General features: G+C 54.6%; 34 protein-coding genes. 18 read left to right on the plus strand and 16 right to left on the minus strand.

Annotated features, from left to right (window positions below; all coding sequences use genetic code 11):
• Positions 1-32: 32 nt before the first annotated feature.
• Positions 33-242, plus strand: a complete 210-nt coding sequence (locus tag CS910_RS06320; RefSeq protein WP_099210379.1) for a hypothetical protein — start codon at positions 33-35, stop codon at positions 240-242.
• Between the two features lie 58 nt (positions 243-300).
• The gene (locus CS910_RS06325; protein WP_099210381.1) at positions 301-1,374 is read left to right on the plus strand and encodes an NOG1 family protein; all 1,074 of its coding nucleotides are present in this window, start codon (positions 301-303) and stop codon (positions 1,372-1,374) included.
• Positions 1,375-1,458: 84 nt separating this feature from the next.
• Here CS910_RS06325 and CS910_RS06330 read toward each other — a convergent pair whose 3' ends face one another.
• Positions 1,459-1,851: a 30S ribosomal protein S8e gene (locus CS910_RS06330; RefSeq protein ID WP_014123394.1), complete on the minus strand. Its 393-nt coding sequence runs from the start codon at positions 1,849-1,851 to the stop codon at positions 1,459-1,461.
• Between the two features lie 108 nt (positions 1,852-1,959).
• Between CS910_RS06330 and CS910_RS06335 the strand changes: the two genes are divergently transcribed.
• Positions 1,960-2,802, plus strand: coding sequence for a hypothetical protein (locus CS910_RS06335; RefSeq protein WP_145955372.1), 843 nt, complete (start codon positions 1,960-1,962; stop codon positions 2,800-2,802).
• Here the strand turns inward: CS910_RS06335 and pyrG are convergent.
• From pyrG to CS910_RS06350, 3 genes are all read right to left on the minus strand, one after another.
• Positions 2,796-4,394, minus strand: a complete 1,599-nt coding sequence (gene pyrG / locus CS910_RS06340) for a glutamine hydrolyzing CTP synthase (RefSeq protein ID WP_099210385.1) — start codon at positions 4,392-4,394, stop codon at positions 2,796-2,798. The two genes, CS910_RS06335 and pyrG, sit on opposite strands and share 7 nt — an antisense overlap.
• A gap of 62 nt (positions 4,395-4,456) precedes the next feature.
• Positions 4,457-4,834, minus strand: coding sequence for a DUF555 domain-containing protein (locus tag CS910_RS06345; RefSeq protein ID WP_042689311.1), 378 nt, complete (start codon positions 4,832-4,834; stop codon positions 4,457-4,459).
• A gap of 10 nt (positions 4,835-4,844) precedes the next feature.
• Complete coding sequence (locus tag CS910_RS06350; RefSeq protein ID WP_099210387.1) at positions 4,845-5,132, minus strand: DUF357 domain-containing protein; 288 nt, start codon at positions 5,130-5,132, stop codon at positions 4,845-4,847.
• A gap of 1,307 nt (positions 5,133-6,439) precedes the next feature.
• Between CS910_RS06350 and CS910_RS06355 the strand changes: the two genes are divergently transcribed.
• A complete protein-coding gene (locus CS910_RS06355) occupies positions 6,440-6,940 on the plus strand; it encodes a hypothetical protein (protein WP_042689317.1) in 501 nt (166 codons plus the stop codon).
• A gap of 69 nt (positions 6,941-7,009) precedes the next feature.
• On the plus strand, positions 7,010-7,261 hold the full coding sequence (locus tag CS910_RS06360) for a hypothetical protein (protein ID WP_099210389.1): 252 nt from the start codon (positions 7,010-7,012) through the stop codon (positions 7,259-7,261).
• Here the strand turns inward: CS910_RS06360 and CS910_RS06365 are convergent.
• Positions 7,242-8,468, minus strand: a complete 1,227-nt coding sequence (locus tag CS910_RS06365; protein WP_099210391.1) for a hypothetical protein — start codon at positions 8,466-8,468, stop codon at positions 7,242-7,244. The two genes, CS910_RS06360 and CS910_RS06365, sit on opposite strands and share 20 nt — an antisense overlap.
• A 55-nt stretch (positions 8,469-8,523) precedes the next feature.
• Here CS910_RS06365 and CS910_RS06370 point away from each other — a divergent pair, with 55 nt between their 5' ends.
• The 7 genes from CS910_RS06370 (at position 8,524) to CS910_RS06400 (ending at position 12,908) form a co-directional block, all read left to right on the plus strand.
• A complete protein-coding gene (locus tag CS910_RS06370) occupies positions 8,524-9,285 on the plus strand; it encodes a 7-carboxy-7-deazaguanine synthase QueE (RefSeq protein ID WP_099210393.1) in 762 nt (253 codons plus the stop codon).
• A gap of 9 nt (positions 9,286-9,294) precedes the next feature.
• Positions 9,295-9,687, plus strand: coding sequence for a hypothetical protein (locus CS910_RS06375; RefSeq protein WP_099210395.1), 393 nt, complete (start codon positions 9,295-9,297; stop codon positions 9,685-9,687).
• Positions 9,688-9,930: 243 nt separating this feature from the next.
• Positions 9,931-11,205 carry a RuvB-like domain-containing protein gene (locus CS910_RS06380; protein WP_394346616.1) on the plus strand — a complete coding sequence of 425 codons (1,275 nt, stop codon included), beginning with the start codon at positions 9,931-9,933 and terminating at the stop codon, positions 11,203-11,205.
• 70 nt (positions 11,206-11,275) lie between these two features.
• Entirely contained in the window at positions 11,276-11,956 is a 681-nt protein-coding gene (locus CS910_RS06385; protein WP_099210399.1) for a hypothetical protein, read from the plus strand.
• A 4-nt stretch (positions 11,957-11,960) separates the two neighbouring features.
• A complete protein-coding gene (locus tag CS910_RS06390; protein WP_099210401.1) occupies positions 11,961-12,224 on the plus strand; it encodes a hypothetical protein in 264 nt (87 codons plus the stop codon).
• Positions 12,225-12,313: 89 nt separating this feature from the next.
• The gene (locus CS910_RS06395) at positions 12,314-12,586 is read left to right on the plus strand and encodes a hypothetical protein (protein WP_099210403.1); all 273 of its coding nucleotides are present in this window, start codon (positions 12,314-12,316) and stop codon (positions 12,584-12,586) included.
• Positions 12,561-12,908: a toxin-antitoxin system TumE family protein gene (locus CS910_RS06400; protein ID WP_099210405.1), complete on the plus strand. Its 348-nt coding sequence runs from the start codon at positions 12,561-12,563 to the stop codon at positions 12,906-12,908. Before CS910_RS06395 ends, CS910_RS06400 begins: the two co-directional genes overlap by 26 nt.
• 27 nt (positions 12,909-12,935) lie before the next feature.
• Here the strand turns inward: CS910_RS06400 and CS910_RS06405 are convergent, their stop codons facing one another.
• Genes CS910_RS06405 through CS910_RS06415 form a run of 3 tightly spaced genes read right to left on the minus strand, consistent with a single transcriptional unit; the run spans position 12,936 to position 14,879 of the window.
• Positions 12,936-13,934, minus strand: coding sequence for a PIN domain-containing protein (locus tag CS910_RS06405; RefSeq protein ID WP_394346617.1), 999 nt, complete (start codon positions 13,932-13,934; stop codon positions 12,936-12,938).
• Entirely contained in the window at positions 13,921-14,418 is a 498-nt protein-coding gene (locus tag CS910_RS06410; protein WP_317450598.1) for a hypothetical protein, read from the minus strand. The genes CS910_RS06405 and CS910_RS06410 overlap by 14 nt, the downstream gene beginning before the upstream one ends.
• A complete protein-coding gene (locus tag CS910_RS06415) occupies positions 14,418-14,879 on the minus strand; it encodes a DUF2284 domain-containing protein (protein ID WP_099210409.1) in 462 nt (153 codons plus the stop codon). Before CS910_RS06415 ends, CS910_RS06410 begins: the two co-directional genes overlap by 1 nt.
• 71 nt (positions 14,880-14,950) lie before the next feature.
• On the opposite strand from CS910_RS06415, the gene CS910_RS06420 reads away from it, so the two are divergent.
• Positions 14,951-15,502, plus strand: a complete 552-nt coding sequence (locus tag CS910_RS06420; RefSeq protein ID WP_099210411.1) for a YbhB/YbcL family Raf kinase inhibitor-like protein — start codon at positions 14,951-14,953, stop codon at positions 15,500-15,502.
• On the opposite strand, the gene CS910_RS06425 is transcribed toward CS910_RS06420, so the two are convergent.
• The gene (locus CS910_RS06425) at positions 15,499-15,759 is read right to left on the minus strand and encodes a hypothetical protein (RefSeq protein ID WP_099210413.1); all 261 of its coding nucleotides are present in this window, start codon (positions 15,757-15,759) and stop codon (positions 15,499-15,501) included. The genes CS910_RS06420 and CS910_RS06425 overlap by 4 nt on opposite strands.
• Positions 15,760-15,858: 99 nt before the next feature.
• The gene (locus CS910_RS06430) at positions 15,859-16,332 is read right to left on the minus strand and encodes a hypothetical protein (RefSeq protein ID WP_317450599.1); all 474 of its coding nucleotides are present in this window, start codon (positions 16,330-16,332) and stop codon (positions 15,859-15,861) included.
• 75 nt (positions 16,333-16,407) lie between these two features.
• On the opposite strand from CS910_RS06430, the gene CS910_RS06435 reads away from it, so the two are divergent.
• Both CS910_RS06435 and CS910_RS06440 read left to right on the plus strand, forming a co-directional pair.
• Positions 16,408-17,037: a glutaredoxin gene (locus CS910_RS06435; protein WP_099210417.1), complete on the plus strand. Its 630-nt coding sequence runs from the start codon at positions 16,408-16,410 to the stop codon at positions 17,035-17,037.
• Between the two features lie 61 nt (positions 17,038-17,098).
• Positions 17,099-17,830, plus strand: coding sequence for a cytochrome C biogenesis protein CcdA (locus tag CS910_RS06440; RefSeq protein WP_099210419.1), 732 nt, complete (start codon positions 17,099-17,101; stop codon positions 17,828-17,830).
• Positions 17,831-17,839: 9 nt separating this feature from the next.
• Here CS910_RS06440 and CS910_RS06445 read toward each other — a convergent pair whose 3' ends face one another.
• Positions 17,840-18,226, minus strand: a complete 387-nt coding sequence (locus tag CS910_RS06445) for a transcriptional regulator (protein WP_099210421.1) — start codon at positions 18,224-18,226, stop codon at positions 17,840-17,842.
• A gap of 168 nt (positions 18,227-18,394) precedes the next feature.
• Between CS910_RS06445 and hcp the strand changes: the two genes are divergently transcribed.
• Together hcp and CS910_RS06455 are read left to right on the plus strand one after the other, a co-directional pair.
• Positions 18,395-19,768, plus strand: coding sequence for a hydroxylamine reductase (hcp, locus tag CS910_RS06450; protein WP_223211936.1), 1,374 nt, complete (start codon positions 18,395-18,397; stop codon positions 19,766-19,768).
• Between the two features lie 95 nt (positions 19,769-19,863).
• The gene (locus tag CS910_RS06455; RefSeq protein ID WP_099210423.1) at positions 19,864-21,204 is read left to right on the plus strand and encodes a DUF438 domain-containing protein; all 1,341 of its coding nucleotides are present in this window, start codon (positions 19,864-19,866) and stop codon (positions 21,202-21,204) included.
• On the opposite strand, the gene CS910_RS06460 is transcribed toward CS910_RS06455, so the two are convergent.
• Positions 21,201-21,662, minus strand: coding sequence for an Lrp/AsnC family transcriptional regulator (locus tag CS910_RS06460; RefSeq protein WP_099210425.1), 462 nt, complete (start codon positions 21,660-21,662; stop codon positions 21,201-21,203). The genes CS910_RS06455 and CS910_RS06460 overlap by 4 nt on opposite strands.
• A 115-nt stretch (positions 21,663-21,777) precedes the next feature.
• On the opposite strand from CS910_RS06460, the gene CS910_RS06465 reads away from it, so the two are divergent.
• Positions 21,778-23,118: a leucine/methionine racemase gene (locus tag CS910_RS06465; protein ID WP_099210427.1), complete on the plus strand. Its 1,341-nt coding sequence runs from the start codon at positions 21,778-21,780 to the stop codon at positions 23,116-23,118.
• Positions 23,119-23,129: 11 nt separating this feature from the next.
• Here CS910_RS06465 and nuoI read toward each other — a convergent pair whose 3' ends face one another.
• The 4 genes from nuoI to CS910_RS06485 are packed head-to-tail and all read right to left on the minus strand — an operon-like array spanning position 23,130 to position 26,200.
• Entirely contained in the window at positions 23,130-23,831 is a 702-nt protein-coding gene (gene nuoI / locus CS910_RS06470; RefSeq protein WP_099210429.1) for an NADH-quinone oxidoreductase subunit NuoI, read from the minus strand.
• A 5-nt stretch (positions 23,832-23,836) separates the two neighbouring features.
• The gene (locus tag CS910_RS06475) at positions 23,837-25,021 is read right to left on the minus strand and encodes an NADH-quinone oxidoreductase subunit D (RefSeq protein ID WP_099210431.1); all 1,185 of its coding nucleotides are present in this window, start codon (positions 25,019-25,021) and stop codon (positions 23,837-23,839) included.
• 10 nt (positions 25,022-25,031) lie between these two features.
• Positions 25,032-25,631, minus strand: a complete 600-nt coding sequence (locus tag CS910_RS06480) for an NADH-quinone oxidoreductase subunit C (RefSeq protein WP_099210433.1) — start codon at positions 25,629-25,631, stop codon at positions 25,032-25,034.
• Positions 25,622-26,200, minus strand: coding sequence for a NuoB/complex I 20 kDa subunit family protein (locus CS910_RS06485; protein WP_099210435.1), 579 nt, complete (start codon positions 26,198-26,200; stop codon positions 25,622-25,624). Before CS910_RS06485 ends, CS910_RS06480 begins: the two co-directional genes overlap by 10 nt.
• Positions 26,201-26,202: the final 2 nt, after the last annotated feature.

Raw genomic sequence — 26,202 nt, forward strand, 5'->3', positions numbered from 1 at the left:
GTTTTTAGAACACACCGAAGGAGGGTGGAAATATGGGACTTGGAGCGATAGTTGACAAACTTAATAGGTACGAAGGCCTCTTCGAAAAACTCGGCCTTCTCCTTGTCGCGGTGTTCTTCCTGATGGTGATAGCCGGCTTCACCGACTCGTCGCACGTCGGGAAGCTGATGAGCCTCGTGTTGCTGTTCCTCGTTGCCCTTGCGTCGCTGATTGGGGTAATCATCTACCGCTCGCTCGATTGAATACCTTTTTAAGGCCCCTCCCCAACCTTTTCTCCGCGAGATTGAGGGAGGGGTGAGAATGAAGAATCCGTTTGAGAAGATGCCGACGGTTCTTACCGCTGACGAGCTCATCGACAAGGCCTTCAGGAGGGCCGAGAGAGCTGCATCTGCCTACAACCCGCCCGGCGGGAAGGTCGCGAAGGCGAGGCAGAGGGAAGAGCTCAGAGTTAGAACCGTCTCGAACGTAGTTCGCGACAACCTCAGGAAGATACTCGACAGAACGCCCGGTGTCTCGACGCTCCCGAGGTTCTATCAGGAGTTAGTTGACACGCTCGTCGACCGCGACCAATTCCACCGCTCGCTGGCCAGGGTGAACTGGGCGATAAAGACCATCAGGAATCTCGAGCAACGCTACGTGGAGAAGATACGCTACGAGCGCGACCCGAAGGAGATAGCCAAGCTTAGGAGGGCCTTCTACGGCCGAGTCGCGGACATACTCCACGAGATTGACGACGATTTGCGCTATCTAAATCAGGCCAGAAACGTTCTCAAGGAGTTGCCAGTCGTCGATTTGGAGCTCCCGACGGTTGTCATAGCAGGCCACCCGAACGTTGGCAAGAGCACACTCTTGAGAGCTCTTACCAACGCGAAGCCAGAGGTGGCGAGTTATCCCTTCACAACAAAGGGCATAAACGTCGGCCAGTTCGAGGAGCACTACCTCCGCTACCAGGTTATAGACACGCCCGGTTTACTCGACAGACCGCTCAGCGAGAGGAACGAGGTTGAGAAGCAGGCGATTTTAGCGTTGAAGCACCTCGGAGACGTCATCGTCTACATCTTCGACCCGAGCGAGTACTGTGGGTTCCCAATTGAGGAGCAGATGCACCTCTTCGAGGAGATACTGAACGAGTTCGGCGAGTTCCCGTTCATAGTCGCAATAAACAAGGTGGACATCGCGGACGAGGAGAAGACAAAAGCCATCGAGGAGTTCGTTAAGGCGAAGGGGCTTGAGTCCGTTAAGATTTCCGCCCGGACGGGTGAGGGCCTTGAGGAGCTCAAGAAGAGGATAATAGCGGTCGTCGAGCCGAAGGCGAGGGAGCTGGCGAAGAGGATTATGGAAAAGGAGCTTTCGAAGTTCAGAGAGGGAATTTAATTTTCTGACGATACTCTTCTTCTATTGTTCTTTGTTCTCTGAAAATCTCCGCCGGACTCTATCAAAGGCAAATTAGAAAAGGGTTCAGGCGTTCTCCTCCTTGAGGAGAACCGCGTTGACGACTCCGTCCTGGCCGGGCCTGCTGGTGACGACGGCCTTACCAATCTCGGTCTCGATTATCGCTCCCTTGGTGATGATGTTCCTCCTCGCGTACTGCCTGTTGGCCGGGTTCTCAACGACGTTGAGTATCTTGACCTTCTTGCCCTTTCCACCCTCGAAGACGTTCGCGTAGAGGGCTTCAACGAGGCGAACCTTCCTGTTACCGCCGTAGGTCCTGATTATTTTCCTCTTCTCCCTCTCCTCGGCGACCCTGGTGTTGGCGGGCTCTCTTCCGAGCTCCCTCTTCCTCTTCTTCCTCGCGAGGACAATCCTTCCACCTGAGGGCTTCTTGAGTGACCTTCCCTGCCAGATAGCCATTTATCTCACCTCGATTAGCCTGATGAACCCATCGCCACTTTCGGGGGTTCATTTATAAGCTTTTCTTAGGGACAACGCTTTTAAATCCTCCCATCGTTACTAACTCCGGTGGTGTATGTGGGAGCGCTTGACGCATTTTCAAAGGCCTTCTCTCTTGTCGCGGAGAACAAGAGAGTTTACGTTCTCGTTCTCGTGGTGTTCATCGCGATATCTTTCCTGGGCTTCCTATTCCCTGCCCAGACCAGTGGGCTTCCCCTAAAGGAGCATCTTTCCTCAGACGTTATCTTCGAGGAGTACGGCACCACATCCAGGACCGCCCTTGTTCATGACCTTGAACTATCGCTGTTAAAGCTGTTTATCACGATTCTTGCCCTCTCCCTTGTCGAGTACAGCGCCGTTAAGGCCTACTTTTTATCAGCAGACGAGGAAGAATACTCCCTCAAAGAGCTCATCACAGAGGCATTACCAAAGATTCCAGGGGTGATAATAGTAAACATCCTCGCGTACCTCACAGCCCTGCTCGTTGCGGTGGTTCCCGTCGGGATAATCATCCTCGGTGCCGTTTTCCTCAGCGCAGGCGTTGCCCTCCTAGGCGTCTTCCTGCTCTTTGCAATGATTCCAGTTCTCCTGACGTTCTTTGCTATCGTCGTCCCGGCGTACGTTGAGACGGGAGACATTGGGGCGTTCGTGGAGGCGTTGGGACTTACGTTTAGACGGCTCCCAAGCAGTTTTGGTTATGGCGTCCTCATAATACTCCTTGGTTTTGCCGTCGCTATAGCAATGACGCCCATTATACTTCCCCTCACAATGACCACCGTGAACCCGGTGATAATTGACCTCGCAGGTGCCCCCTTCGATGCGTTCCTCGTGTGCTTCCTCTGGGCGGGAGGGGTTCTCCTCTACAGGGACTTCAAGGGGATTAAGGGAAGAAAAGAGGAGTTCCTTTACTGATACCTCTTCTTTTTCGCGGCCTCGACGAGTCCCCTGAAGACCGGCGCCGGGTTCATGGGCCTCGACTTGAACTCCGGATGGAACTGGGTCGCTATGAAGTAGCTGTGCTCCGGCAACTCAAGTATCTCCATCCTCCTCTCGTCGTCGCCCGCTATTCCGCTGAAGACGAGGCCTGCTTCCTCAAACTTCTCGATGTAGTCAGGGTTGACCTCCCAGCGGTGCCTGTGCCTCTCGTAGACTATCTCCCTGCCGTATAGCCTCTTCGCGAGGGTGTTCGGCTTTATGTGAACCGGGTAAGCGCCGAGCCTCATCGTCCCGCCGAGCCTGTCCAAATCCCTCTGCTCCGGCATCAGGTCAACGACCGGATACGGTGTCTGTGGGTCTATCTCGGTCGAGTGCGCCCCCTTGAGCCCGAGGACGTTCCTCGCGAACTCCACAACCGTCAGCTGGAAGCCGAAGCAGATTCCGAGGAAAGGAATATCGTTCTCCCTCGCGTAGCGTATCGCCATCATCTTACCCTCGCTTCCCCTCGCTCCAAAGCCCCCGGGGACGATTATACCGTCAACGCCCTCAAGGAGCTTAACACCTTCCCTCTCGACGTCCTCGGCCTCTATCCACCTGATTTTGACCTTGACGTCGTTGGCGACGCTCGAGTGCTTCAGGGCTTCTTTTATGCTCAGGTAGGAGTCGGATAGCTTGACGTACTTTCCTACGATTGCAATCTCGACTTCCTTATCAAGGCCCTTGTACTTATCCACCATCTCGCGCCACTTCTCGAGCTCCGGCTCCCTTTCGGGAAGGTCGAGTCTCTTGACGAGGTATCTCGCAAGTCCCTCCCTCTCGAGCATCAGCGGGACCTCGTAGGTGTCCTCGACGTCGTAGGCACTGATTACCGCCTCCTCGGGGACGTTGGTGAAGAGGCTTATCTTTCTCCTCGCGCTCTCCTCAAGGGGCTCCTCGGAGCGAGCGACTATTGCATCGGGCTGAATTCCGAGGGAGCGCAGTTCCTTGACGCTGTGCTGGGTGGGTTTGGTCTTCTGCTCACCGACCACCTTGAGCTTGGGGACATACGTAACGTGGACGAAGGCGACGTTCTCTCTCCCTTCCTCAAGTTGCATCTGTCTCGCGGCTTCGAGGAAGGGCATTCCCTCAATGTCTCCAACCGTTCCGCCGATTTCAACGATAACGACGTCGTAGTCCCTCGCGATTCTCCTTATGCGCTCCTTTATCTCGTTGGTGATGTGTGGAATAACCTGAACCGTCGCGCCGAGGTATTCGCCCTTCCGCTCCTTCTCGATGACGGCCGAGTAGACCTTTCCTGTGGTTATATTGTGGTCGAAGCTCAGACTCGTGTCGAGAAAGCGCTCGTAGTTGCCGAGGTCGAGGTCAACCTCACCGCCGTCGTCGAGGACGAAGACCTCGCCGTGCTGGTAGGGGTTCATGGTTCCGGCGTCGTAGTTGAGGTAGGGGTCAATCTTGATGTTCGTCGTTCTAAAGCCCCTTGCCTTCATGAGCATGCCGAGAGAAGCGCTGGTGATTCCTTTCCCGAGACCGCTGACGACACCACCCGTAACAAAGATGAACTTCGTCATGGCAAAACCTCCAGAGGTTATGTGGGGCTTTGATGGAAGGGTGTTTAAAAAATTAACTTAACTCAGAGCTCGGCCTCGATGCCGTCTTCCTCGTCCTCCTCGAGCTCCCGAATCTCGTAGACTTTGAGGGGGACTTTCTTGAGGGCCTTGCCAACAACAGCCTTGGCTATCCTCTCGGCGTGCTCTATCGTCTGGGCGTTGTAGACCTTGAGCGTTAGATACATGCCGACGAGCCCTACGTTTCCGATTACGAAGGCGCTCTCGAAGTGCGCCCCGCAGACGGGACACTGGGAATAGCCGAGCTCAACGCGGACGAAGTCAAGCTTCTCCCTGTTGAGTGCTTTCGTTACCTTGCTCACCGCCACGTTTATCGCGTCCTCGCTCGTCTCAACGTCCCTCACGATGATAGGCGCCTCGAGAACCACCAGATAGTCTCCCATCTCGCTCACCTCACCCGAATGCGAAAAGCCTGTCGTCTTCACCCTTAAACACGCCAAGCCTCACGCCGGCATCTATGAAGCCGTGCGCGTAGTTCAGAGCGGCGAAGGCGGTAACGTAGTCGCCCTTCTCGTAGTAGTACCTTGCGTCCTCAAAATAGCTCTTTGCCATCGTCAGGAAATCCATTGCGACCGCGTGGAGAAGGCTCTTCTCGTGAACGGCTACCTCAAGTCGCTTGAGGGCCTCTTCGGTGATTCTAAAATACTTCTGGAGCTTCTCATCGGTTACCTCGCGCTCCACACCGCTCGCCTCGGTCGTGCTTTGAAAGTCCTCTTATAAACCTTACCTCAGAAACTTTGCCTGCGCAAAGTTTCATCAAAGTTGGTAGCTCCTTCTGAAAGGCTAAATTTCAAGTGATTTCTCTATCAATTGGCCCTTTTGAATTTGAGAACTTCTCAAGTTGCTTCTTTGTTTTGGTTTAATTGTAAAATTGACGCCCAAAGGGCGTCAGGGAAGGATAAACCCTTTTGTATGGCTTGTTTTAGCAGGTTCTCCTTTTGGAAAGCACGATTTACGGGCAAAATCTATTCATTTGGACCTTTGGCGAGGAGCTACTAACTTTTGGTGAAGCTTTTGCCCACAGCCTTTGGGAAATGCTGGTTAAAAGAACGCCCGTCTTACCCAAAGAAGAAAAAATCAGTCATGCACTAACTAAGGGGAACTCGGTGGGGATTTAACTTCAAATCAAGCTCTTCTGATAGTTTTAACTTACCATCGGCACCCAAAGGGCGCCTTCTTAGAGAGAAACTCTCCCCTAAGAGCACATGAAAGAGAAACCAACTCGCAAATGAACACTTAGAATTAGCACAATACATTCCGCCAGCGCTGAAGCTTTTGGAAAAAGCTTCACCAAGGAAACTTTGCCCGGCAAAGTTTCATCAAAGTTTGTGATTCTTTTTGTAGGGGCTCCGTTGAGAGTGTTTGCGCGTTTAATGGACTCGTGTAAAATGCGAATTCTTAGATTTTGGAAGCTTTCTCACTTGGGTTTGCTTTTTTTCTTGCGCTCCGAAGGAGCATCTCTTAGAGAAACCCCTCCCTAATGGCTCCTTTGAAAAGAATTCTCTGAGAGTACTGCCATTTAAGAGTGCAAACTCCTTAGAATTGCCCCTTAGTGGAATCACGAACCTTGGTCAAACTTCGCGCAGGCGAACAAACTTTGCAAAGCAAAGTTTGACCAAAGGAATGCCCTTCTTACCCATAGCAAAAAGTCAGTCGTGCACTATCGAGTTGAATAGTTCAACGCGAGTTTAAAATTAAAGGGACTTAGTGAAACAGTTTCAACGTATTTTTGGAGTCCTTCGGACGCCGTTTGGAGGGGTGAAACACTCTTGAAAGAGCAAGTCAAAAAGAAACTCTCTCACAATTGCCAAATTTCAAAAAAGCACCTAACCTTCCGCCAGCGCTTGCGGAGCAAGGGCTGTAAGGGGGGCAGTAGGGGCTGTCGCCCCCCTGGGGGTCCCGACGTCATCGCAACCCCATACTCGTCGGGCAAAGGGAGTGGGGCAAAGGTCTTATAACCTTCACCCCAACCGAGAACGGTGCGAAATATGGGTGGAACAGTGAGCAAGATAATCCGCTTCCGCGACGAGGAGGAGTTCATAGAGGATATAGACTTCGCCTTGGAGCGCTTCTCGTATCTGGCGAGCAAGTACGGCCACAACCCGGTTGGCGGAATCGTCCTCTGGGACAGCATAGCGGTTAGAGACGACGAAGGGATAAAGCTCTTCCGCGTCGGTGAGTTCCCCTACTTTGAGGGGACTCTAAGGCTCGACCTCGAAACGCTCCGCGTCATGGAGCGCTACTTTGACGAGCTTGAGAGCAGGTGGGACGAGCTCACCGTTGAGGAGATAAACTACTTCGTTGAGATGCTTAACGAGGCTTTAGGTGAGGAGAGGGTTTACTACGACGCCTACTCGCTCGGCCTCGACAGGAACACGGCTTATATAATCCTCGATTTGGTTGCACTCAACTACCTTGAGAGTGTTCTTGACGGGAAGGACAGGGAAATCTTCGAGGAGGCCGTTGAGGTCCTGCTCAAGTACATCTAAACGGTTAATGAATTGTTTAATCGCAGAATTACATAATCCATTGATTGAACAATCGCGGGGGTGATATCGATGCTCTTCAAGAAGAAAGGCATCTTCACTGAGGAAGACGCGCGGAAGGTAATCGAGGAGATGAGCAAACATCCGGAAGAGAAGGAGCTCATAGTGATGGCCGAAGCTGTTACGGCCGAGGCGAAAAGGCGCCTCTGGGACTACGCGAGGGCAGTAAAGCTGATGGCCGACATGACGGGCGAGGAGAGGGAGGTTCGCGTTGAAATCCTCGAGGGCTACGTGAGCGAGAAGGTTAAGGGGATTGAGCTTTAGGTCCAACGGGAACCTCGTACACGTATCCCCTCCATTTTTTGAAGTCGTTAATTGCCAGAATAAGGTTGTCTCCCCAGCACGCCCCCCGAACGTGCGACATATAGTCTGTGGGGGGCCTACCCTCTGCATTGAATATCCCGTGGATTTCATCGGCTGTGAGCAGGTAGATGTGGGTTTCCCATGAGGAATCCGAGTACTCAATGACGGTTAACGCCAAACTCTGACCGCACCTGAAAAACGTCCCGGGCCCCGAAACAAAACCCGGAAAGTGCAAACTCCGAAGGAGGGTCCCGTTGAGGTTGTAAACCTTAACGAAGCTGTTCGCCGTTTCGGAGACGTAAATCTTCTCCTCCCAGATGGTAACGTCCCACGGACAGCCGGAGGAAGGCCTGTGCCAGACGATTGAGCCGTTTCTAATGAGGTAGATTCCCTTCTCACAGTCCGCGTAGGCAACGTAGGTCCCGTTAGACGTTTTGAAAACGGCCAGACCTCTGGGCGCGCTCCAGCTGGAGGCATTGGGAACGACAACAGTCCAGCCGTTTCCTTCGAAGGGAACCTCCATTATACGGGTCGTTCCATGCTCGTCCTCCACCGCCATGTATAGAGCCGAGCCGGTGGTTCGTACAATGACCCCAAGGGGCGATGAGTTCATCTCAAGATAACGCACGGGACTTCCGTTTGTCGAGAAAACCCAGACTCTGAGGCTTTCACCCCATGTGTAAGCGACCACGTGCTTGGAGTCTGGGGTGAAGAGAACGCGGGAGTAGGAATCCTCGGACTGATTGAGAGGGACCTTCCACAGGAGTTTTCTTGATGGATTGTATAGCCTCAGGTTCCTGTCGGTCAGGACTGCAATGTACCTCCCGTTCGGTGCAGCAGAAACCCCTTCGACCGACTCATATACCACGAGAAAGTCAGGAGTTCCGAACTTCAACGTCCACAGTCTTTGACCGTCCGCTGAGTAGACGGCCAGAAAACCTGTGGGAGAAGCGTATTTGGGCACTTCAACAACGGTGACGCTCCCGTTCGGAAAGGCTGAGACGTCCCCCACCGTGTCGTTGAGGCTCAGAAACGGCTTGGATGTGCTGGGAAACAGCTGGGAGTAGGCATCAATCGCGATGAAAACGGCGAAGGCAACTATCACCACAACGAAGGGGGAGGCCAGCCTCCTCATTTCCAATCCCTTCTCAATGAAGTAGTATAACACTTTTCATTTAAAAGAGTTTCCAAACCCTTAAAACCCCGTGCGGGTATTTCACCCCATGAAACTCATAATGGCCGAGGTCTTCAACAGCTGGCAGGGCGAAGGGGGGAGCGTTCCGGGAAGCGCCTTTGGGAGAAGGCAGATTTTCGTCCGCTTCGCCGGCTGCGACCTCCACTGTGCCTGGTGCGACTCAAGGGAGTTCATTGACGCATCTCGCGTTTCGCGGTGGCGCTACGAGGTTGAACCGTTCACCGGAAGGTTCGAGTACAAGCCGAATCCCGCGGAGCTTGATGAGGTCGTTGAAGCCATTACTCGCCTCGACACTGGGGATATACACTCGATAAGCTACACCGGTGGAGAACCCACCCTTCAGGTGAAACCCCTGAAGGCCCTCATGGGGAAGATGAAGGAGCTCGGCTTCGACAACTTCCTCGAAACCCACGGCGGGCTCCCGGAGCTCATAAGAGAGGTCGCCCCTCTAACCGATTACGCGAGCGTTGACATAAAGGACGAGACCGCTAAAGCGACCGAGGACTGGCGCTCCCTGGTTCTCCGCGAGGTTGAGAGCATTAGGATTCTGAAGGAAGCAGGAGTCAAAGTTTACGCCAAGCTCGTGGTCACTTCGGAGACAAAGGTTGAGAACGTCCGGTGGTACGCCGAGCTTCTGAAGGGCCTTGCTCCCCTTGTAATCCAGCCGAGGGAGCCGATTGATATCAGCCAGGCGAGGCTGATGGAACTTTACCGCGAAGCTTCACTCATCATGGGGCGGAAGAACGTTGGACTGAGCTTCCAGGTTCACAAGTACCTCAACGTTTTGTGAGGTGATAGCGTGAGAGGAGCCGTTTTAATCGCTCTGTCCTTCACCCTCATTGCAATTTCAACTTATCTTGGGAACTCAAGTGGTACCCCTTCGAAGGGTCTCTTCGTCCTCTCGCTCCTTCTGCTCTTCGCTGGAGTCCACTTCATCAACCGCTTGGGGAGGGTACGGGCTCAGGGGCTTCACCTCTCGCTCGGCGTCCTCCTGCCGGTCCTCCTGTTCCTTAACTACCGCAATCTTCTCTATCTGTTTGCCGTCCCGTTCCTTCTCGTCCCGCTCGTCTCAAAGTCTGAGAAGGCCTTTTTGGCGCTAGTTCCAGCCGGGCTTATACTCGTGTTTTGGCCTTTGGGGAGAGTTCCTTCGTGGCAAAATTCGTGGGTGCGTTTGTGCTGGCGGTTTCGCTAATTCTCGGCATTTCATCCCTCTACTTCTGGCTTGAGCTGAGGTGAGCTTTTAAGGATGCCCTCCAACTGAAGAACGGCGATGATGATATTGGCCTTTGGGGTAACCGATGCCCGGAAAACCCACCTGAGCCGTCCGTCAAATTTTTAAATCCCCTCTTTTAGTTACCTTCGGAAAGATTAAGGGGGTGAGACCTTGCCGGCGGTCATAGAGGAGGTCGCCAAGGTTTCATTCGAGAGGGTTGGAATGCACTCCCACATAAAGGGCCTCGGCCTCGATGAGAACGGAAGGGCCAAGTTCATCGCCGACGGCATGGTCGGTCAGGTTAAGGCGAGGGAAGCGGCCGGAATAGCGGTCGAGCTCATAAAGCGCGGGAAGCTCGCCGGCAAGGGAATCCTCCTCGTCGGCCCGACCGGGAGCGGTAAAACGGCGATAGCGATGGGCATAGCGAGGGAGCTCGGCGAGGACGTTCCCTTCGTCCAGATAGCGGGAAGCGAGATTTATTCCGCTGAAGTCAACAAGACGGAGTTCTTAAAGCAGGCAATGAGGCGGGCGATAGGCGTTAGAATCAGCGAGGAGAGGAAGGTCTACGAGGGCGAGGTCAAGAAGATTGAGATAAGGCGCACGAGGCACCCGTTCAACCCCTACGCCGAGATTCCGGAGAGCGTTATCATAACCCTCCGCACGAGGGACGACGAGAAGACGATAAGGGCCGGCCGGGAGATAGCCTACCAGCTCATGGAGCTCGGCGTTGAGGAAGGCGACGTCATACAGATTGACGCCGAAACGGGCAAGGTCTCGAAGGTCGGAACGACGAAGGAGGAAGAGGGGCTCTTCTTCAAGCGCAAGGTCAGCCTTCCGAGCGGGCCCGTGCTCAAGATAAAGGAGTTCACCTACACCGTCACGCTCCACGACCTTGACGTTGCCAACGCCCGCGGAAACATCTTCGGCCTGCTCTTCAGCACAGGGGCGGAGATAAGCGACGACGTCAGGAGGCGCGTTGACGAGACGGTTAAGGGCTGGATTGAGGAGGGAAGGGCGACGCTCGTTCCGGGGGTGCTCTTCATAGACGAGGTTCACATGCTCGACATCGAGGCCTTCTCGTTCCTTGCGAGGGCCATGGAGAGCGAGCTCGCGCCGATTCTCATCCTGGCCACCAACAGGGGAAGGACGAAGATAAGGGGCACCGACATCGAGGCCCCGCACGGAATTCCGGTTGACATGCTCGACAGACTGCTGATAATCAACACCGAGCCCTACAGGAAGGAGGAAATCAGGGAGATAGTCAAGATTCGCGCGAGGGAGGAGAAGATTGAGGTGAGCGAGGGGGCCATAGAGTACCTCGCGGAGCTCGGCGAGAAGACCAGCCTGCGCTACGCGGTTCAGCTCCTCGCCCCGGCGAGCGTCCTTGCCAAGGGCGGAAGGGTCGAGAGGGAGCACGTTGAAAAGGCGAAGGAGTACTTCGCCGACCTCAGGAGGAGCATCGAGTTCGTCGAGAAGCTCGAGGGAATGCTGAGCTGATTTTCTCCTTTCTTTGGTTTCCTCAAGTGACACTTTTAAGCTTTAATTCTTTAACACTTATGGTGGGAGTATGGACAAAGCAAACGCCCTCGTTCTTGTCCTGATTCTCCTCGGGGCCCTCGTTAGCGGGTGCATCTCGACCCCGGGAATAACCCAAACTCAGACCTACAGTGCCGGAAACGTCTCAACCTCTCCCTCCAGAACTCAAACCGGCGGAAGCTCGTCCTTCACGAGCGCCGTTGGGAGCGCGGGGATAAACGGGACCTTCTCCGGCTGGCTGACGGCTCCGATGGCATACTTCGACGAGATTGAGCGCTTTCTGAACTCGACCAACGTCACCCTCTACGCGTTCACAGCTGAAGTTGAGGGAAACATGAACGCGAGCATAACGGTTTACATCCTAAAGCTCGTTCCAGCGTTCGTTCCGAAGGACGTCAACGTAAGCATCAACGGGCGGGAAATCAAAGGGGCTACGTGCGTTGCCTACTCTGACCCCCTTCCGGTTTCAATCTCAAGAAAAGAAGGAAACGGGCTCGTCGGAACGACGGCTTATCTAAAGGTTCACCCCTCGGGAAACGTTACCCTCACGGCGAGGGTCAGCGTTGATGAGCTGAACAACGTCACCGAAAGGACCCTGCTCCGGGCAGGAGAGATGAAGTTCGTGGTCAGGGTCGTCAAACCCAATGACTATGTCTTCACGGTTCTCTGCAACGGCACGAACGTCTCTTCAGGCAGACTGACGTTGGGGTGAGGGTATGAGAAGGGTTCTCTACGCCCTCCCATTTCTCCTCATCGGCCTCGGAGTTCTTATGGTGGAACTAACGGTTTACAGGCTACTCGTCGTCGGGTTGAACTGGCTGACGTTCCTCATCGAATACAGGTGCGGGGGAGAAGGCAGGGGAGGAGAGCTCGTCGCCATCGGCATCGCAACTTCCCTCGCGTTGTCCCTGTGTCACCGGCGATTTCAAATGTACTGGCGGTCTTCACTCTCCTCCTCGTCCTCGGCGGAAACTACATGAAAGCGCTCTGCGTCAGCCAATGACCCTTGTCACTGTCCATTCACAAAAGGTATTTATTCGAAAGTGGATATGCTTAATCAGTGGTGAAAATGAGCGAGGTCATAGTTTCGAAGAGAGACATACTCCTTCATGAGAAGCTCAGGATACTCTCTGAGATTGCTCCAATAAAGGAGAAACTCCGGCTGTTTGAAGAGAAATACGGAATGACGCTCGAGGAGTTTGAGCGGAGGTTGAAGAGCTCGGAGGAGTCCTTTGAGGAGTGGGACGACTACATCGAGTGGAAGGCATACATGAAGAAACTAAAGGAGCTCGAAAGCAGACTAAAGGAGATTGAAAATGCTCAGAGAATTAGAGTTGCTTGAGGGTAGCCCGGTCGTCAGGGAGTACGAGGTTCTCGATTACAAGGAAGGTAGGGATTTCTATTTCCTGAAAATCAAAGCGGAATTAACGGACGGAAGCGCTCTTTACATCAGAGAGTTCGTTTCCGAGAACGAGTACAGCTATTCTTTTCAGTGGCAGAAAAACGGAAATCTGCTAATTCGCTGGGATAACGCACCGCATCACAGGCACCTTGAGACCTTCCCACATCATAAGCACGTCGGGTCCAAGGACAACGTTCAGCCCTCGAATGAGGTGTCACTTGAAGACGTCCTAAAAACCATTGAGGAAAAATTGAAAGCATAGCCGAATTGGGCCAACTATTCACGCGGTTCACCCCATAATCTTCACCAGCTCCCTGCTCAGCTTGAGGTGAAACATAAACTCGTTGTAAACCCTGTCCTCCCGCTCGAAGACGAGCTTGAGCTCGTCAAGGTTCGCCTTGCCCCCGAACTCGCCGAAGACGAGGATTCCGTTGAGCTCTATCACACCGAAGACGGCCGATAGGTTAAAGAGGAGTGTCCTGAGCTGATAAGCCGAAACCTCGTGTTTTCCGAGTTCCTCCCTCGGATATTTGAAGAGGAAGTACTCGAGCCCCTCCATCTCCGCCACGTCGGTTATCGCTATGTCCGCCGTCAGGAAGACGAGCAGGGTGGGCGTCATTCTGTCGTACCTCTTGAGGGACTTGACGATAATCTCGTCGTTGTTGTGGGCCGGCTCGCTCACGCTCTCGGTGATGATTATCCTCGGCTTCAGCCTCTCGAACTCCTTGAGGGCTATGTAAGCCGCTTTCCGGCTCCTCTTCGTCCGCCTGTTGCTGAACTCCCTCAGGAGGTGGGCGTTGAGAACCTCGCGTGAAATCTCCTCAAGCTGTTTGTGCCTGTACTTGTAGTTCATCGCGTCCTCGATTTCCTTCTTGACGCCCTCTGCGACGACTATTTGATAACCCTCGAGCGGTCTGTAGGAGGAGATGAAGCGGTGGTAGAAGAGGTTCGTATCGGGCGCGAATGCAACGCCTTTCTTCAGCCTCTCGTAGAGCTCCAGCGTCCTTTCAAACTCGTCGAGGTTGTCGTAGCGGAGGATTCCGGCGGAGATGAAGCACTCGTAGAAGTCGCTCCACGTCGGCAGTTCTGAGGAGAGCCTCGGCGGAACGCGGGCGTTGAAGGTCTTCTTGTCCGCCAGGACTTCAAGGTTATAACCCCTCTCGCTCGGCTCTGCCCGGAGGAGCGGAAGGCCGTAGAGCGGGTAGCTCACCCGTAGCTCGCCCCTCTCGGCGAGGACGTTCATGAGGACCTGCAGTTCTGGCTTCACTATGACCTCAGCGGGCTTCATCTCCATCCCCCAGGAAGTTCTTGATGGGTTGCATGTGGGTTGGAATCATCATATAGGGCCTGTCCGGAAAGTCCATGTCGAGCAGGCCCATGTAAACTATGAACGACACCGGGAACTCCCGAATCTGGACTATCGCCGCCGCGACTAAGGCTTTCCTGCCGGAGGTTATGTCGAGGCCTATCCTGTAACCCTCACTTTCGAGCTTCGAGAAGAGCTCCTTGAACTTCCTGTCGGCTTCGAAGAAGCCGTAGTCCTTGATTACAACGGTCTCAATCCTTGGCCTGAGGTTGTAGGCTTTGGATATGGCCTCTATGGCCCTCACCACCTTCGGAAGGAGGTTCCTGTAGCGCTCCTCAGTGAATACGTAGACCCGCCGGATTTCCCGCTTTCCCTTGCCCTCCTTCAGGATTTTGTAGTAGGTGTTCACGACCGCCCAGGGCGAGCGGCCGAGCAGGGTAACGTACGCTATGGGTGCCATGTTCATCACTCCACCAGTATCATTCCGTAAAGGGCGCTCTCTGAAAAGTCTATTTGAACCAGCGAGCTGATTTCAATCCCGATGGCGTCGAGGCTCGGCCGGACTTTCGTTGGAAGCCTGCAGGGCTCACCGCGCTCGAAGGGACAGTCCGGGCAGAGGTTGCAGTTTCCCGGGAAGAGGGCCATCGCGTAGAGCTTTCCCTCCTTAAAGAGCTCCCCCTCGCGCTTGAGCAGGTATAGGATTGCCTCCCGTTTCTCCTCCTCGAAGCGCTTCATGTCCACCTCGAACTTTATGAGAATGGCCCTGCTGAAGTGGCTCACCCACTCCTTTGCCTCCCTCCAGTCGGGGACGTGGGGAGGACAGCTCGGCCTCTTCCCGTACATCGGGCAGGTTCGACACTTCCAGACCGGCCTTGGCGAGACGACGATTTTCCCGGCCGGTATCTCCTTCTCCCAGAGCACGCGCATGGTATGTTAAACGTCGGCGGAGTATTTAACGTTGGCGCAATCCTTTTACGGATGAAGACGTAGGTTCCTACATGCGGGGATGGGTGCCTTTGCTAATAATCGCGCTTCTAATCGGGTCGGGCTGTATAAGCGGGGGAGGTGAGAAAACGACCGCACCGAAAACCCTTGAGGTTGGTTCCGTCTTCCACAACGGGAGCTACATTCCCGTTAAGTTCACCTGCGACGGCGAGGACATAAACCCGCCAATATTCATAGGGAACATAAGCGAGAAGGCGAAGAGCCTCGTCATCATAGTTGACGACCCCGATGCTCCCGCGGGAACCTTCACTCACTGGATTGCCTGGAACATTCCGCCGGTGGGCGAGATTCCCGAGGCGGTTCCGAAGGTCGGCGAGGTTGAGAAGCCGATTCCGATGGTTCAGGGAAGGAACGACTTCGGGAGGATAGGCTACGGTGGCCCCTGCCCGCCGAGGGGGAGCGTTCATCACTACCACTTCAAGGTCTATGCCCTCGACACGACGCTGAATCTTCCGCCGGGGGCCACGAGAAAAGAACTGGAAAAGGCCATGGAAGGCCACGTTATCCAGTGGGGAGAGCTCGTTGGGCTCTACAGGCGGAGTTAGGCGCTTTTCTTTTCCGTCAACTTCACCACGAGGTTTATCGCACTCTGCAACGCCGCGAGGAAGTTCAGGGCGAAGAATATCCAGTCCCCGATTATGTAGGAGTATATCGTCAGCAGGGTCGAGGCGGTCACGTAGATTATTATGAACTGCATGTTCAGGGGACACTTTCTCGTCCTTATGGTCTCCAGGGTCTGAGGAACCCAAGCGCTCACGAGGAGCAACATTCCGAGCAGTCCGATTATCTCTCCGCCGTTCATGGTCTCACCCGGGATAAAAACGGGCTCCCCTAAAAAAGGGTTGTGGTGGGATTTCTGTCAAAAACGACAGATAAAACGGCTGGTTTTAACTTCCTCGCGCTAAAGCTCGCTCGCGAGCATTGAGGTTGCCCACGTTTTGACGTCCTCGTCAAGAATGTCCTCTATGAGCTTCATCGCTCTATCGAGTTCACCCTTCCTCGCGAGCCTGAGCGCGACCTCCGCCTGCACCTTCGACCTGTTGGCGAGGTCGGTTATATGCTCCGCTATGTAGAGGGCGTCGTCGAACTTCCCCATCTCAAGGAACTCAAAGGCCAGCCCCATCAGGTTCTTCGTCGGGTTCTTTGTTGATAGTGCCGTCTCTATCGCCCCCTCAAGGGCATCCCTGTAGTCCTCTCCCTCCTTCGCCATCTCCACGACTACTCCGTTGACGGCCTTGGAACGGACGCTCCCGTCAGGTATTCCCCCGGCGAGCTTCATGGCCTCGTCGAATTTCCCTGCCTTCACGAGCTTCATGACTGCATCGTAAAGGGCCCGCGAGCGGTACCATGCCTGCATGAAAACCCCCATACTCATAGGGATAACTCCGATTTAAGGCTTCCGGCGTGAAACTTTATAACGTCCCAGCAGACATTAATTCCAGGTGGTACGATGAAAAAAGCGGGGCTTGTAATCATGGTCCTCCTGCTGGTCGGCTTTGCCGCCGGCTGTATCGGAAGCAACGGCACGGGTTCAACGACCTCAAGCGGTTCCCCTCAGAAAACCACTACATCGACTCCCTCAAAGCCTGCCTACGTTGACGTCAACGGCACGAGGATTTACTTTGACGCCATTCACTTCTATATGTACGGCATGAAGACCTGTCCCCATTGCCGGCACATGCACGAGTGGATTCCCAAAGTCTACGGCAAGGATGCGCTCACCTACTACGAGCTCGTTAACAACCAGACCAACATGAAGCTCTTTGGGGAGCTCGCACAGCTCACCGGCATAACCGGCGTCCCGGCAATAGCGATTACCTACAACGGAACCCTCTACGCTGTGATAGACGGCGAGTACAACGTTACGGCTACTCCGCAGATTCTGGCGGCGGCCATAAACAACGACGGCGTTCTGTTCTTCAACGGAAAGACCTACCTGTTCCCGTACAAGAACCCCAAGGCGAAGCTCGTCATAGACGCTCTCTACAAGATATTCGTGAAGCACGAGTCCGTTGATGTTCAGAAGATACTCGACGAGCTGAAGACCAACTCAACCTCCACCGGAAACTCGACCGGCTGACCTTTCGTTTTCAACCTTTCGTTTTGGAAAGGGTGAAAAGTCCTTTTGAGTAGTCTCCATCATGAAGAGCGAAATCAAGGCCCTCGCGATAATCCTGCTGGCTTCTTTTGGGTTAAGCGCCCTTGTTCTCTACCTCCTGGGCATTCCGGGCTTTATCCCCAAGTTCTACGCCCTGGCGATGAGCGACTCGATAAACCCCTGCACCTTCGTGATTTACACCATGCTCCTCATCGCGATATCCGTGAGGGAAGTGTCGCGGAGGAGGCTTTACATAATCGGTTCGGCCTTTATTCTGGCCGTTTACTTCTCGTACTACCTATTTGGCCTTGGCCTGCTCTTCCTCGGTCACTACATCCCCCTCTGGGCGGCTGGAGTTTTCGCGATAGGCTTCGGAGTCTACACAATAGTTACGGGGATAATGGAGCGCTCGAGGATAGGCGACAAGGGAAAGATAAGGAAGAAGATATTCAGCGCCGACGCGACCTTCGCCGGTTCGTTTGCCCTTGGGGTGGTGGTCTCAACGACGCTCCTGCCCTGTTCCGCCGGCAGTTACCTCGTCTACACAACGATAATAGCGCACGGAAATCGGGCCCTTGCGTTGCTCCTGCTGGCCCTCTACAACGTCATCTTCGTGCTCCCCCTCGTCGTGATACTCCTCGCCATGGGAGGCGTGAGCGAGAGCAAGCGCTTCTCACAGGCGATGGTTAGGCACAGCATGGAGCTCTCCGTCATCGCGGGAATTCTGCTCATCGCGATAGGCGTTTGGGTGTTACTGACCGGTGGAGGCACGTAATTTTGTTCTTTAGCCGAACAGCTCTATGCAGACCCTGCACTCGGCTGGGTTCACCTCGGGGTCTATTTTGGCGTGGAAGGAGCAGACATAGCCCCTACCGAGCATCTTGAGAGCTACCCCGATGAGCCTCATGTGGATGTCGTACTCGCTCGGCCGGAATTCAACTATCTCGTCCGCAAGGTTCTTGAGGTCCTCGTCAATCTCCCTGAACTTTGAAACGTCTATGAGTGCACCTCTGTCCATGTTGAGGTAGCGCGAAACCGCCGACTGGGTGACGTGGAGGAGCTCCGCTATCTCGGTCTGCTTCAGCCCCTTCTCCCGGAGGTGCTCCACGAGGCGTCTTCTGAGGGAGGGGTAAACGTAGCGGGATGCAACCTCAAAGGCGCTGACCTTCATATGCAAAACATGACCCGCGGAATACTTAAGGCTTTTGGTATTTTTGAAAACTTAGTCGGCCTATCCTTGTTGATTTGTAAACCGGGAGCTGGCCTTGTTCTGGATAAAAAATTTAAATCACTTACCATAACATTCATATGACAAGTGTCATAATAAGGAGGTGGAAAGATGGCCGTGAAGGTTCCGAGCAGTGGAAAGGAAGCTGGCGTTCTGATGAGGTGCGACCAGTGTTCGATGAGCCTGCCGGGAGGATGTACCTTCAGAGGAATCTGCGGCAAGGACCCCGACCTGAACTCCCTTCAGGAGGCCCTCATCTACGGAATGAAGGGAACGGCAGCCTACTATTACCACGCCTACGAGCTCGGCTACAATGACGACGAGATCGGCTTCTTCCTGGCTAAAGGCCTCTACTCGACTCTCACCAACGTGAACTTCGACAAGAACCGCTTCCTCGAGCTCATCCTCGAGAACGGCCGTATTCACCTCAAGGCTATGGAGCTCCTAGATAAGGCCTACACCGAGACCTACGGAAAGCCCGAGCCGGTCAAGGTTCCGACCGGAACCGACGAGGGGCACGGAATTCTCGTCACCGGCCACACCTACAGGGCGCTCTACGAACTCCTTAAGCAGATTAGGGAGATGGGCCTCGAGGACCGGATTAGGGTCTACACCCACTCCGAGATGCTCCCGGCCCATTCCTACCCGGAGTTCAGGAAGTTCAAGTCCCTCTACGGCAACTGGGGCGGTTCGTGGGTCTACCAGAGGAAGGAGTTCACCGAGTTCCCCGGGGCAATCCTTGGAACCAGCAACTGCGTCCAGCAACCACCGAAGAGCTACGCCGACAGGATGTTCACCACCGACATAGCGGGCCTTGAGGGCGTTCCCCACCTTGAGAACGACTACGAGCCCCTCATCAAGCGCGCGCTCGAGACGCCGAAGATGGAAAAGAGGGACGACGGCTACATCGTCACCGGTTTCCACCACACCAACGTGCTCCCGCTCATGGACAAGCTTATTGAGCTGATAAACGAGGGCAAGATAAGGCACGTCTTCGTCATAGGTGGCTGTGACGTCCCCAACCCGAAGATGAGCTACTACGAGAAGCTCACCGCGATGGTGCCCGAAGATGCCATAATCCTCTCGGCCGCGTGTGGTAAGTTCCGCTACAACAGGCGCGACTACGGCGAAATCGAGGGAATACCGCGCTTCATGGACTTCGGCCAGTGCAACAACGTCTACTCGATAATCCAGATTGCCGGGGCGCTCGCGAAGGAGCTGGACGTCGGCCTCAACGAGCTCCCGGTCAGCATAGTCCTCAGCTGGATGGAGCAGAAGGCCATCGGAATCCTCTACAGCCTGCTCTACCTCGGAATCAAGGGCATCTACATCGGACCCAAGGCTCCTGAGTTCTTCACGCCGAACGTCTTCGAGACCCTCAGGAAGAAGTTCGACCTCAGGCTCATAAGCGAGCCCGAGGAGGACTTAAAGAGGATGCTCAACTCCACCACTGCTGTGAGCGAGGACTCGCCTCTGCTCGACTGATTTCATGTCTCCCCTTTCTTGTGTTCTTTCATACACATTTCTGCCCAGAAAGACTTAAATATGTCCCTCATGACATTTGTCATGAAGGTGGTATTATGACCGAATTGCTCTCAAACCGCGAGCAGAAGAAAGAAGCCCTGAAGGCCCTTCTCCTCAGGATTCATAACGGTGAGGACGTTAATTCACTTAAGGAGGAATTCCGGGCAGTTCTAAGCTCGATATCTCCCCTTGAAATTCCAATCATCGAGCAGGAGCTCGTGAAGGAAGGCGTTTCCGCTAAGGACATCGCCAAAATGTGCGACCTTCACGTCGAGCTCTTCAGGGAGGCCGTGAAGGGAACGGACGAGGTTGAGGAGAAGGAACTTCCCGAGGGACATCCCCTCTGGGTTCGCTACATGGAGAACAGGGAAATCCTCAAGGACGCGGAGATGCTGAACCTCTACGCGAGAACCCTCGCAACGACAAGAGATGAGCGCATGAGGGAGGAAATCCTCGGAGTTCTGGAGGAGATAGTTGGAAACCTCCGGAAGGTCGGCTTCACCCACTACAACCGCGACGAGATGCTGACGTTTCCCTATATTGAGAGGAGGGGTTTGACGGCCATAGCAACCGTCCTCTGGACAAAACACGACGAGATAAGGTTCATGCTAAAGCACCTTTACGGACTTCTGGCAAGGAGGGAGGAGATGCCCTGGGAGGAGTTCGTTGAGCGCTTCAAGGCGAAAGCCGGCGAGGCATCCTTTGCGCTGAGTGATATGGTCTTCAGGGAGAACAACATCTACTATCCAACCCTCAAGGCCCTCCTCAGCGACGGCGAGTGGAAGGCAGTAAGAATGCAGGACGACGAGATTGGCTACTACAAGGTGAACCCGCCTGAATGGGACCCCGGGGAGGACGTTAAACCGCTCCAGCCCTGGCAAATCAACCCGGAGCTGAGCGCTGAGGAACTGCTAAGCCTTCCACGGGAGGTTCAGCAGGCCCTTAAAGGCCAGCCCCTGGAGTTTGATAAAGGCCAGCTGAGGCGCGAGGGGGACATCGACCTCGGCACCGGTTTCGTGAGCGTCGAGGAGCTTAAGGCTATATTCGAGGCCCTTCCCGTTGACGTTACCTTCATAGACAGGGACGACCGCGTTCGGTTCTTCTCCCCGGGCGAGAGGATATTTACGAGGACACCATCGATTCTCGGACGGCCGGTCCAGCTCTGCCACCCTCCGAAGAGCGTTCACATCGTTAACAAAATCCTGAGGGCCTTCAAGGAGGGCAGAAAAAGGGAGGCAACGTTCTGGCTCAGGCTCGGCCCGAAGTACGTCTACATCAAGTACGTGCCCCTCTTTGACAGGAACGGGAACTACCTGGGAACCCTTGAGATTACGATGGACATCGGAGAGTATAAGAGGATAGAGGGCGAGAAGAGACTGCTCGACTGGAGGGATTAGAACACCCTCGCGTAGCCCCACTTCTTCACGCTCGTGAGGATGGAGGTTTCCGTGCTCTTTATTCCATCTATTGAGCCAAGCTTCTCTACAAGGAAGTCTTCAAGCTCGTGGAGGTCCTTCACCGTCACCTGCATCAGTATGTCGTGGGCTCCGGTCGCTATGCCCAGGACGTCCACCTCGGGAAGCTCCTTAAGCTTTTCAACGGCTTCCTTTATCTTGCTCGGCTCAACGTCCACCGCTATAAAGGCCACTATTGAGTAGCCGGCCTTGAAGGGGTTTATCAGCGCCGCGAACTTCCTTATAACGCCCCTCTCAACAAGCTTTTTAACCCTGAGCCTGACCGTCGATTCCGGCACCTTAAGCCTTCTCGCTATCTCCGAGTAGCTGGCCCTCCCGTCCTCCTGTAGGATATGAAGTATCGCCCTGTCCAACTCATCAAGTCGTTCAATTTCCGCCATTTTGGGCCACCAATTTTAGGTTTTTATGATATTATTTTTAAAGTTTTCTACTAATTTCGCAAAAATTAACCGAAATTCCTATTAATTTCAAACGCATATGGTTAACGGTGGTTCCATGTTGCTGCCCCCAAAAGATGAAGTTATCCAAGGCTATTCGCGCTACATCTCCCGGGCCTCCCACGTAACATACTGGCCGGTCGTGCCATACAAGGCCCAAAACGCCCTCGTCTGGGACGTTGAGGGGAGGGAGTACATAGACTTCCTGAGCGATGCGGCCGTTCAGAACGTCGGGCATAACAACCCGAGGGTCGTTGAGGCCGTCAAAAAGACCGCCGAGAGGTTGCTTCACTTCACCTTCATCTACGGCTTTCCAGTAGAGCCTTACCTGCTCGCTCGGAGGCTCAGCGAGCTTGCCCCGGTTGAGAACGCGAAGGTTGCCTTTGGTCTCAGCGGGAGCGATGCGAATGATGGCGCGATAAAGTTCGCGAGGGCTTACACTGGCAGGAGGGTTGTAATCGGCTACCTTCGGAGCTACTATGGGTCCACTTACGGGGCCATGAGCGTTACCGGTCTTGACTTCGAGGTCCGCTCAAAGGTCGGCCAGCTAAGTGACGTTCACTTCATCCCTTACCCCAACTGCTACCGCTGTCCCTTTGGGAAGGAGCCCGGGAAGTGCCGCATGGAGTGCCTCGAGTACCTCAAGGAGAAGTTCGAGGGGGAGGTGCACGCTGAGGGGGTAGCTGTCCTCTTAGCCGAGCCGATACAGGGCGACGCAGGGATGGTGGTCCCTCCTGAGGGCTACTTCAGGAAGCTCAAAAGGCTCCTCGATGAACACGGTATTCTCCTCGGTGTTGACGAGGTTCAGAGTGGTCTCGGGAGGACAGGCAGGTGGTTCGCCATCGAGCACTTCGGCGTTGAGCCCGACATAATTACCCTTGCGAAGCCCCTTGGCGGCGGGCTTCCGATAAGCGCCGTGATTGGAAGGGATGAGATAATGGACTCAATTCCGCCCCTGGGACATGCGTTCACCCTCTGCGGGAACCCGGTCGCCAGCGCCGCCGCTCTGGCGGTAATCGAGGAAATCGAGGAGCGGAACCTCTTACAGAGGGCCGAAAGACTGGGGAAGAAAGCCAAGGACAGACTGGAGAGAATGAGGAAGAGACACGAGCTCATCGGTGACGTCCGCGGGCTTGGATTGATGCTCGGCGTTGACCTCGTTAAGGACAGGGAAACCAAAGAGAGGGCCTACGACGAGGCCAAGAAGGTCGTCTGGCGGGCCTACGAGCTGGGCCTAATCGTCGCCTTTCTCCAGGGCAACGTGCTGAGGATTCAGCCCCCGCTGACGATAGAGGAGGAACTTCTTGAGGAAGGCCTTGACAGGCTTGAAGAAGCAATCGAGGACGTGGAGGATGGCAGGGTTTCGGATGAAGTCCTGGAAAAGGTGCAGGGATGGTAAAAGAAAGAAAGTCACTCCTTCTTCTCAGCCTTTTCAGCCTTCTCTTCCTTCTTCTCAGCCGGCTTTGATTCCTTCTTCTCGGCAGGTTTGGCAGTCTCTTTCTTTGCAGTGGCCTTGGCGGTGGGCTTGGCTGGAGTGGGCTTCTTGGGCGGCCTTATACCGTAGCCGAGTATCTTGAACTCGAAGACCTCGCCATCGCGGAGGTGGTAGCGGTAGGTCCCATCGCCGAGCTTCTCAATCTTGACAACCGGGAAGCGGTAGTCACCGTACATCTCGTTGAGCTCCCTGACCTTGTCGGGATGAATGGGAACCCAGTTGAAGAGCTCGAGGTCCTCCTCACTGCCGCCGGTTGAAAGGTAGTACGCCTCCGTGAAGCCGAGGGCTCCAGTTGGGCAGACGTCCACACAGAACTGACAGAACGTACAGCGGCCGTAGTCCACCTTCGGGTGGGGCCTCTTCTCCATCTTGCCGTCCACTTCAAGCCATGTCATCTCTATAGCCCTCGCTGGGCATATCTGGCCGCAGAAGTTACAGCCAACGCACTTCTTCCAGTCAAGCGTGTGGAAGCCCCTGTACTTCGGTGCTGGCTCTATCCTCTCCTCCGGTATCTTTATCGTGACGGGTTTTTTGAAGAGGTATTTAAGGCCAAGCCAGGGCTTGACGAATGACTTCTTAATCTTGACCTTCTCCTCACCAACGACTCTCGCGGGCATCGTCATCACCTGTCTATGTCCGGCGGGCAGTTGTCAAGGGTCTTCAATATGACCGGCACGTCCGCCAAGCGAGCTCCCTTTAGAAGCTCCTCGAGCACTGTAACTCCGTGGCTCTGGCTCGGACCGCGGAAGTGGACGCGGTAGGGTTTGTGGGTACCGTTGCTCACCATATAGACACCGAAGTCACCCTTTGTGCTCTCGACGTGGGCGTAAGCGTCTCCCGCTGGGACCTTGAAGCGCGGCAGGTTCTTGAGTTTGGGGTCCTGCACCATGTAGGGCCCGCTCGGCGGTCCCATGTCCAGGAGCTGTTCTAGTATGTAGAGGTCCTGCTCCAGCTCGTACCTCCTGACAAGAACGCGCGCGAGGCTGTCGCCCTCTTTCAGGACCGGAACCTCGAAGTCGAGTTCGGGGTAGAGGTAATATGGGTCGTCCTTTCTGACGTCGTAGGGAACCCCGACAGCCCTGAGGTTAGGACCTGTGACCGCGTGTTTGAGTGCGAACTTCTTGTCCATAACGCCCACTCCCTCTGTCCTCTCGAACATAATATAGTTGTCAAAGAGTATCTCGTCGAAGTCCTTGAGTTTGGACTTGATGTACTCGACGGTGTCGCGGAGCTGGCGAAGCCACTTGTCGCCGGGTATGTCCCTCCTGACGCCTCCGGGAACGGTATAGATGTGGTAGACCCTTCCGCCGGTGAGCTCCTCGAACAGGCGCATGAATCTCTCACGGTAAGCCGCGGCCCACTGGCCGGCGGTGTAAAGGCCTATCTCGTTTCCAAATCCCATTATCCAGAACAGCCACGAGGTAACCCTTGCCATCTCGAGAACGGTTGTCCTAATCCATATCGCCCTCTCCGGAACCTCCCAGCCCATTATTTCGTCAACGGCCATTGAGTAAATGTTCTCGGGGACGTCGCTCTCAGGGACGCAGATACGGAGAATTAGAGCTATGTTCGTGAAGTAGGGCCTCTGCTCGGCGAGCTTCTCGAAGCCCCGGTGGAGAAAGCCGGGGTTGACTATGGCCTTCTCTACCCTGTTGCCGTCCATCTTGAGGATTATGCTGAAGTTCTCGGTGGCCATATGCTGTGGCCCGAAGAACAGCTCGTAGGTGTCCTTGTCAATGGGATGAAGGTACATGTCGTGGGCCTTCGCTTCTTCCCTAAGCTCGCGCGGAACCTCCAAATTCGCCATGAGCATCACCTCATATCACGTAGTTCGTCTTACTCTCATCGTACCTGTCGAAGTCCTCGCCGTATATCTGCTTAACGTAGCTCAGCGTGTTGAAGTCCTTCCTGAGCGGGTGCTTCTCGTATTCGCGCGGCTCGAGGATGAATGGACCGAGCCTGGGGTTGCCCTTGAAGATTATGCCGAAGAACTCGTGTGCCTCCCTCTCGTAGGTCTCTGCCACGGACCAGATGTCCATCACGGTTGGCATCTCGGCGTTCTCCCTTGGAACCCTCGTCTTCACGAAGGCGTGAACGCCCTCACTGACACTCCAGAGCTGGTAGACGAGCTCAAATTCATTCTCTTTGAGCCAGTCAACCACGCTTATCTGCATGAGCATCTCAAACCGCTCACTGGCGAGCTCAAGGAATTCGTGGATTCTCTCGGCCGGGACCTTGAATTCAACCCTCCTCTCGCGCCTGACGCTTCCTTCGGCGTAGGGGGCCTTTTCAAGGAGTTCTTTGACGAGCCTGCCCTCTTTGGTGTTGGGGAGCTCTGGCTTCTCCTCCGTGGGGACCCCCTGGGTGTTTGCTTTCTCCTCCGCCTTGTTCTCAACCTTGTTCTCGGTCACAGCCATGCCAACCACCTCTTCGCGTCCTTCTCACGCCATCCTTCTCCAAAGAGCTCGTCCTGGTTCTTCTTATACCACTCGTAGTTCTCCCTATACCTCTTCCAACCATCCGCCGTTCCGTCCTCGATTTTCCTCATGATGTCCATGATTCCCTGCATGACGGCTTCGGCCCTCGGCATGCAGCCGGCTATCGCCACGTCGATTGGGATGTATTTGTCTAGCTGTTTGACAACGTTGTAGGAGTCCCAGTAAACACCGCCGTTGATGGGGCATGAGCCGTGGGCGAGGATGTACTTGGGGTCCGGCATCATCTCGTACGTTATGATGATTCTCTTGAGGGTCTTTGGCGTGACGTAGCCGGTGATAAGGAAGAGGTCGCCCATCCTTGGTGCAGGGTTGGGCATTATACCGTATCGCTCGAAGTCGTAGCGTGCGTTTGCCAGCGGAGGCATCTCTATACCACCGCATCCCGTACAGAAGGCCACTATCCAGAGGCTCTTCTTTCTCGCCCACCTGAAGAGGGGCTCAAAGACCTTGAACTCCTTGAGTTCATAGCTTATGAAGTCGTTTTCCATAC

The organism is Thermococcus henrietii (genome assembly GCF_900198835.1).
Taxonomy (GTDB): Archaea; Methanobacteriota_B; Thermococci; order Thermococcales; family Thermococcaceae; genus Thermococcus; species Thermococcus henrietii.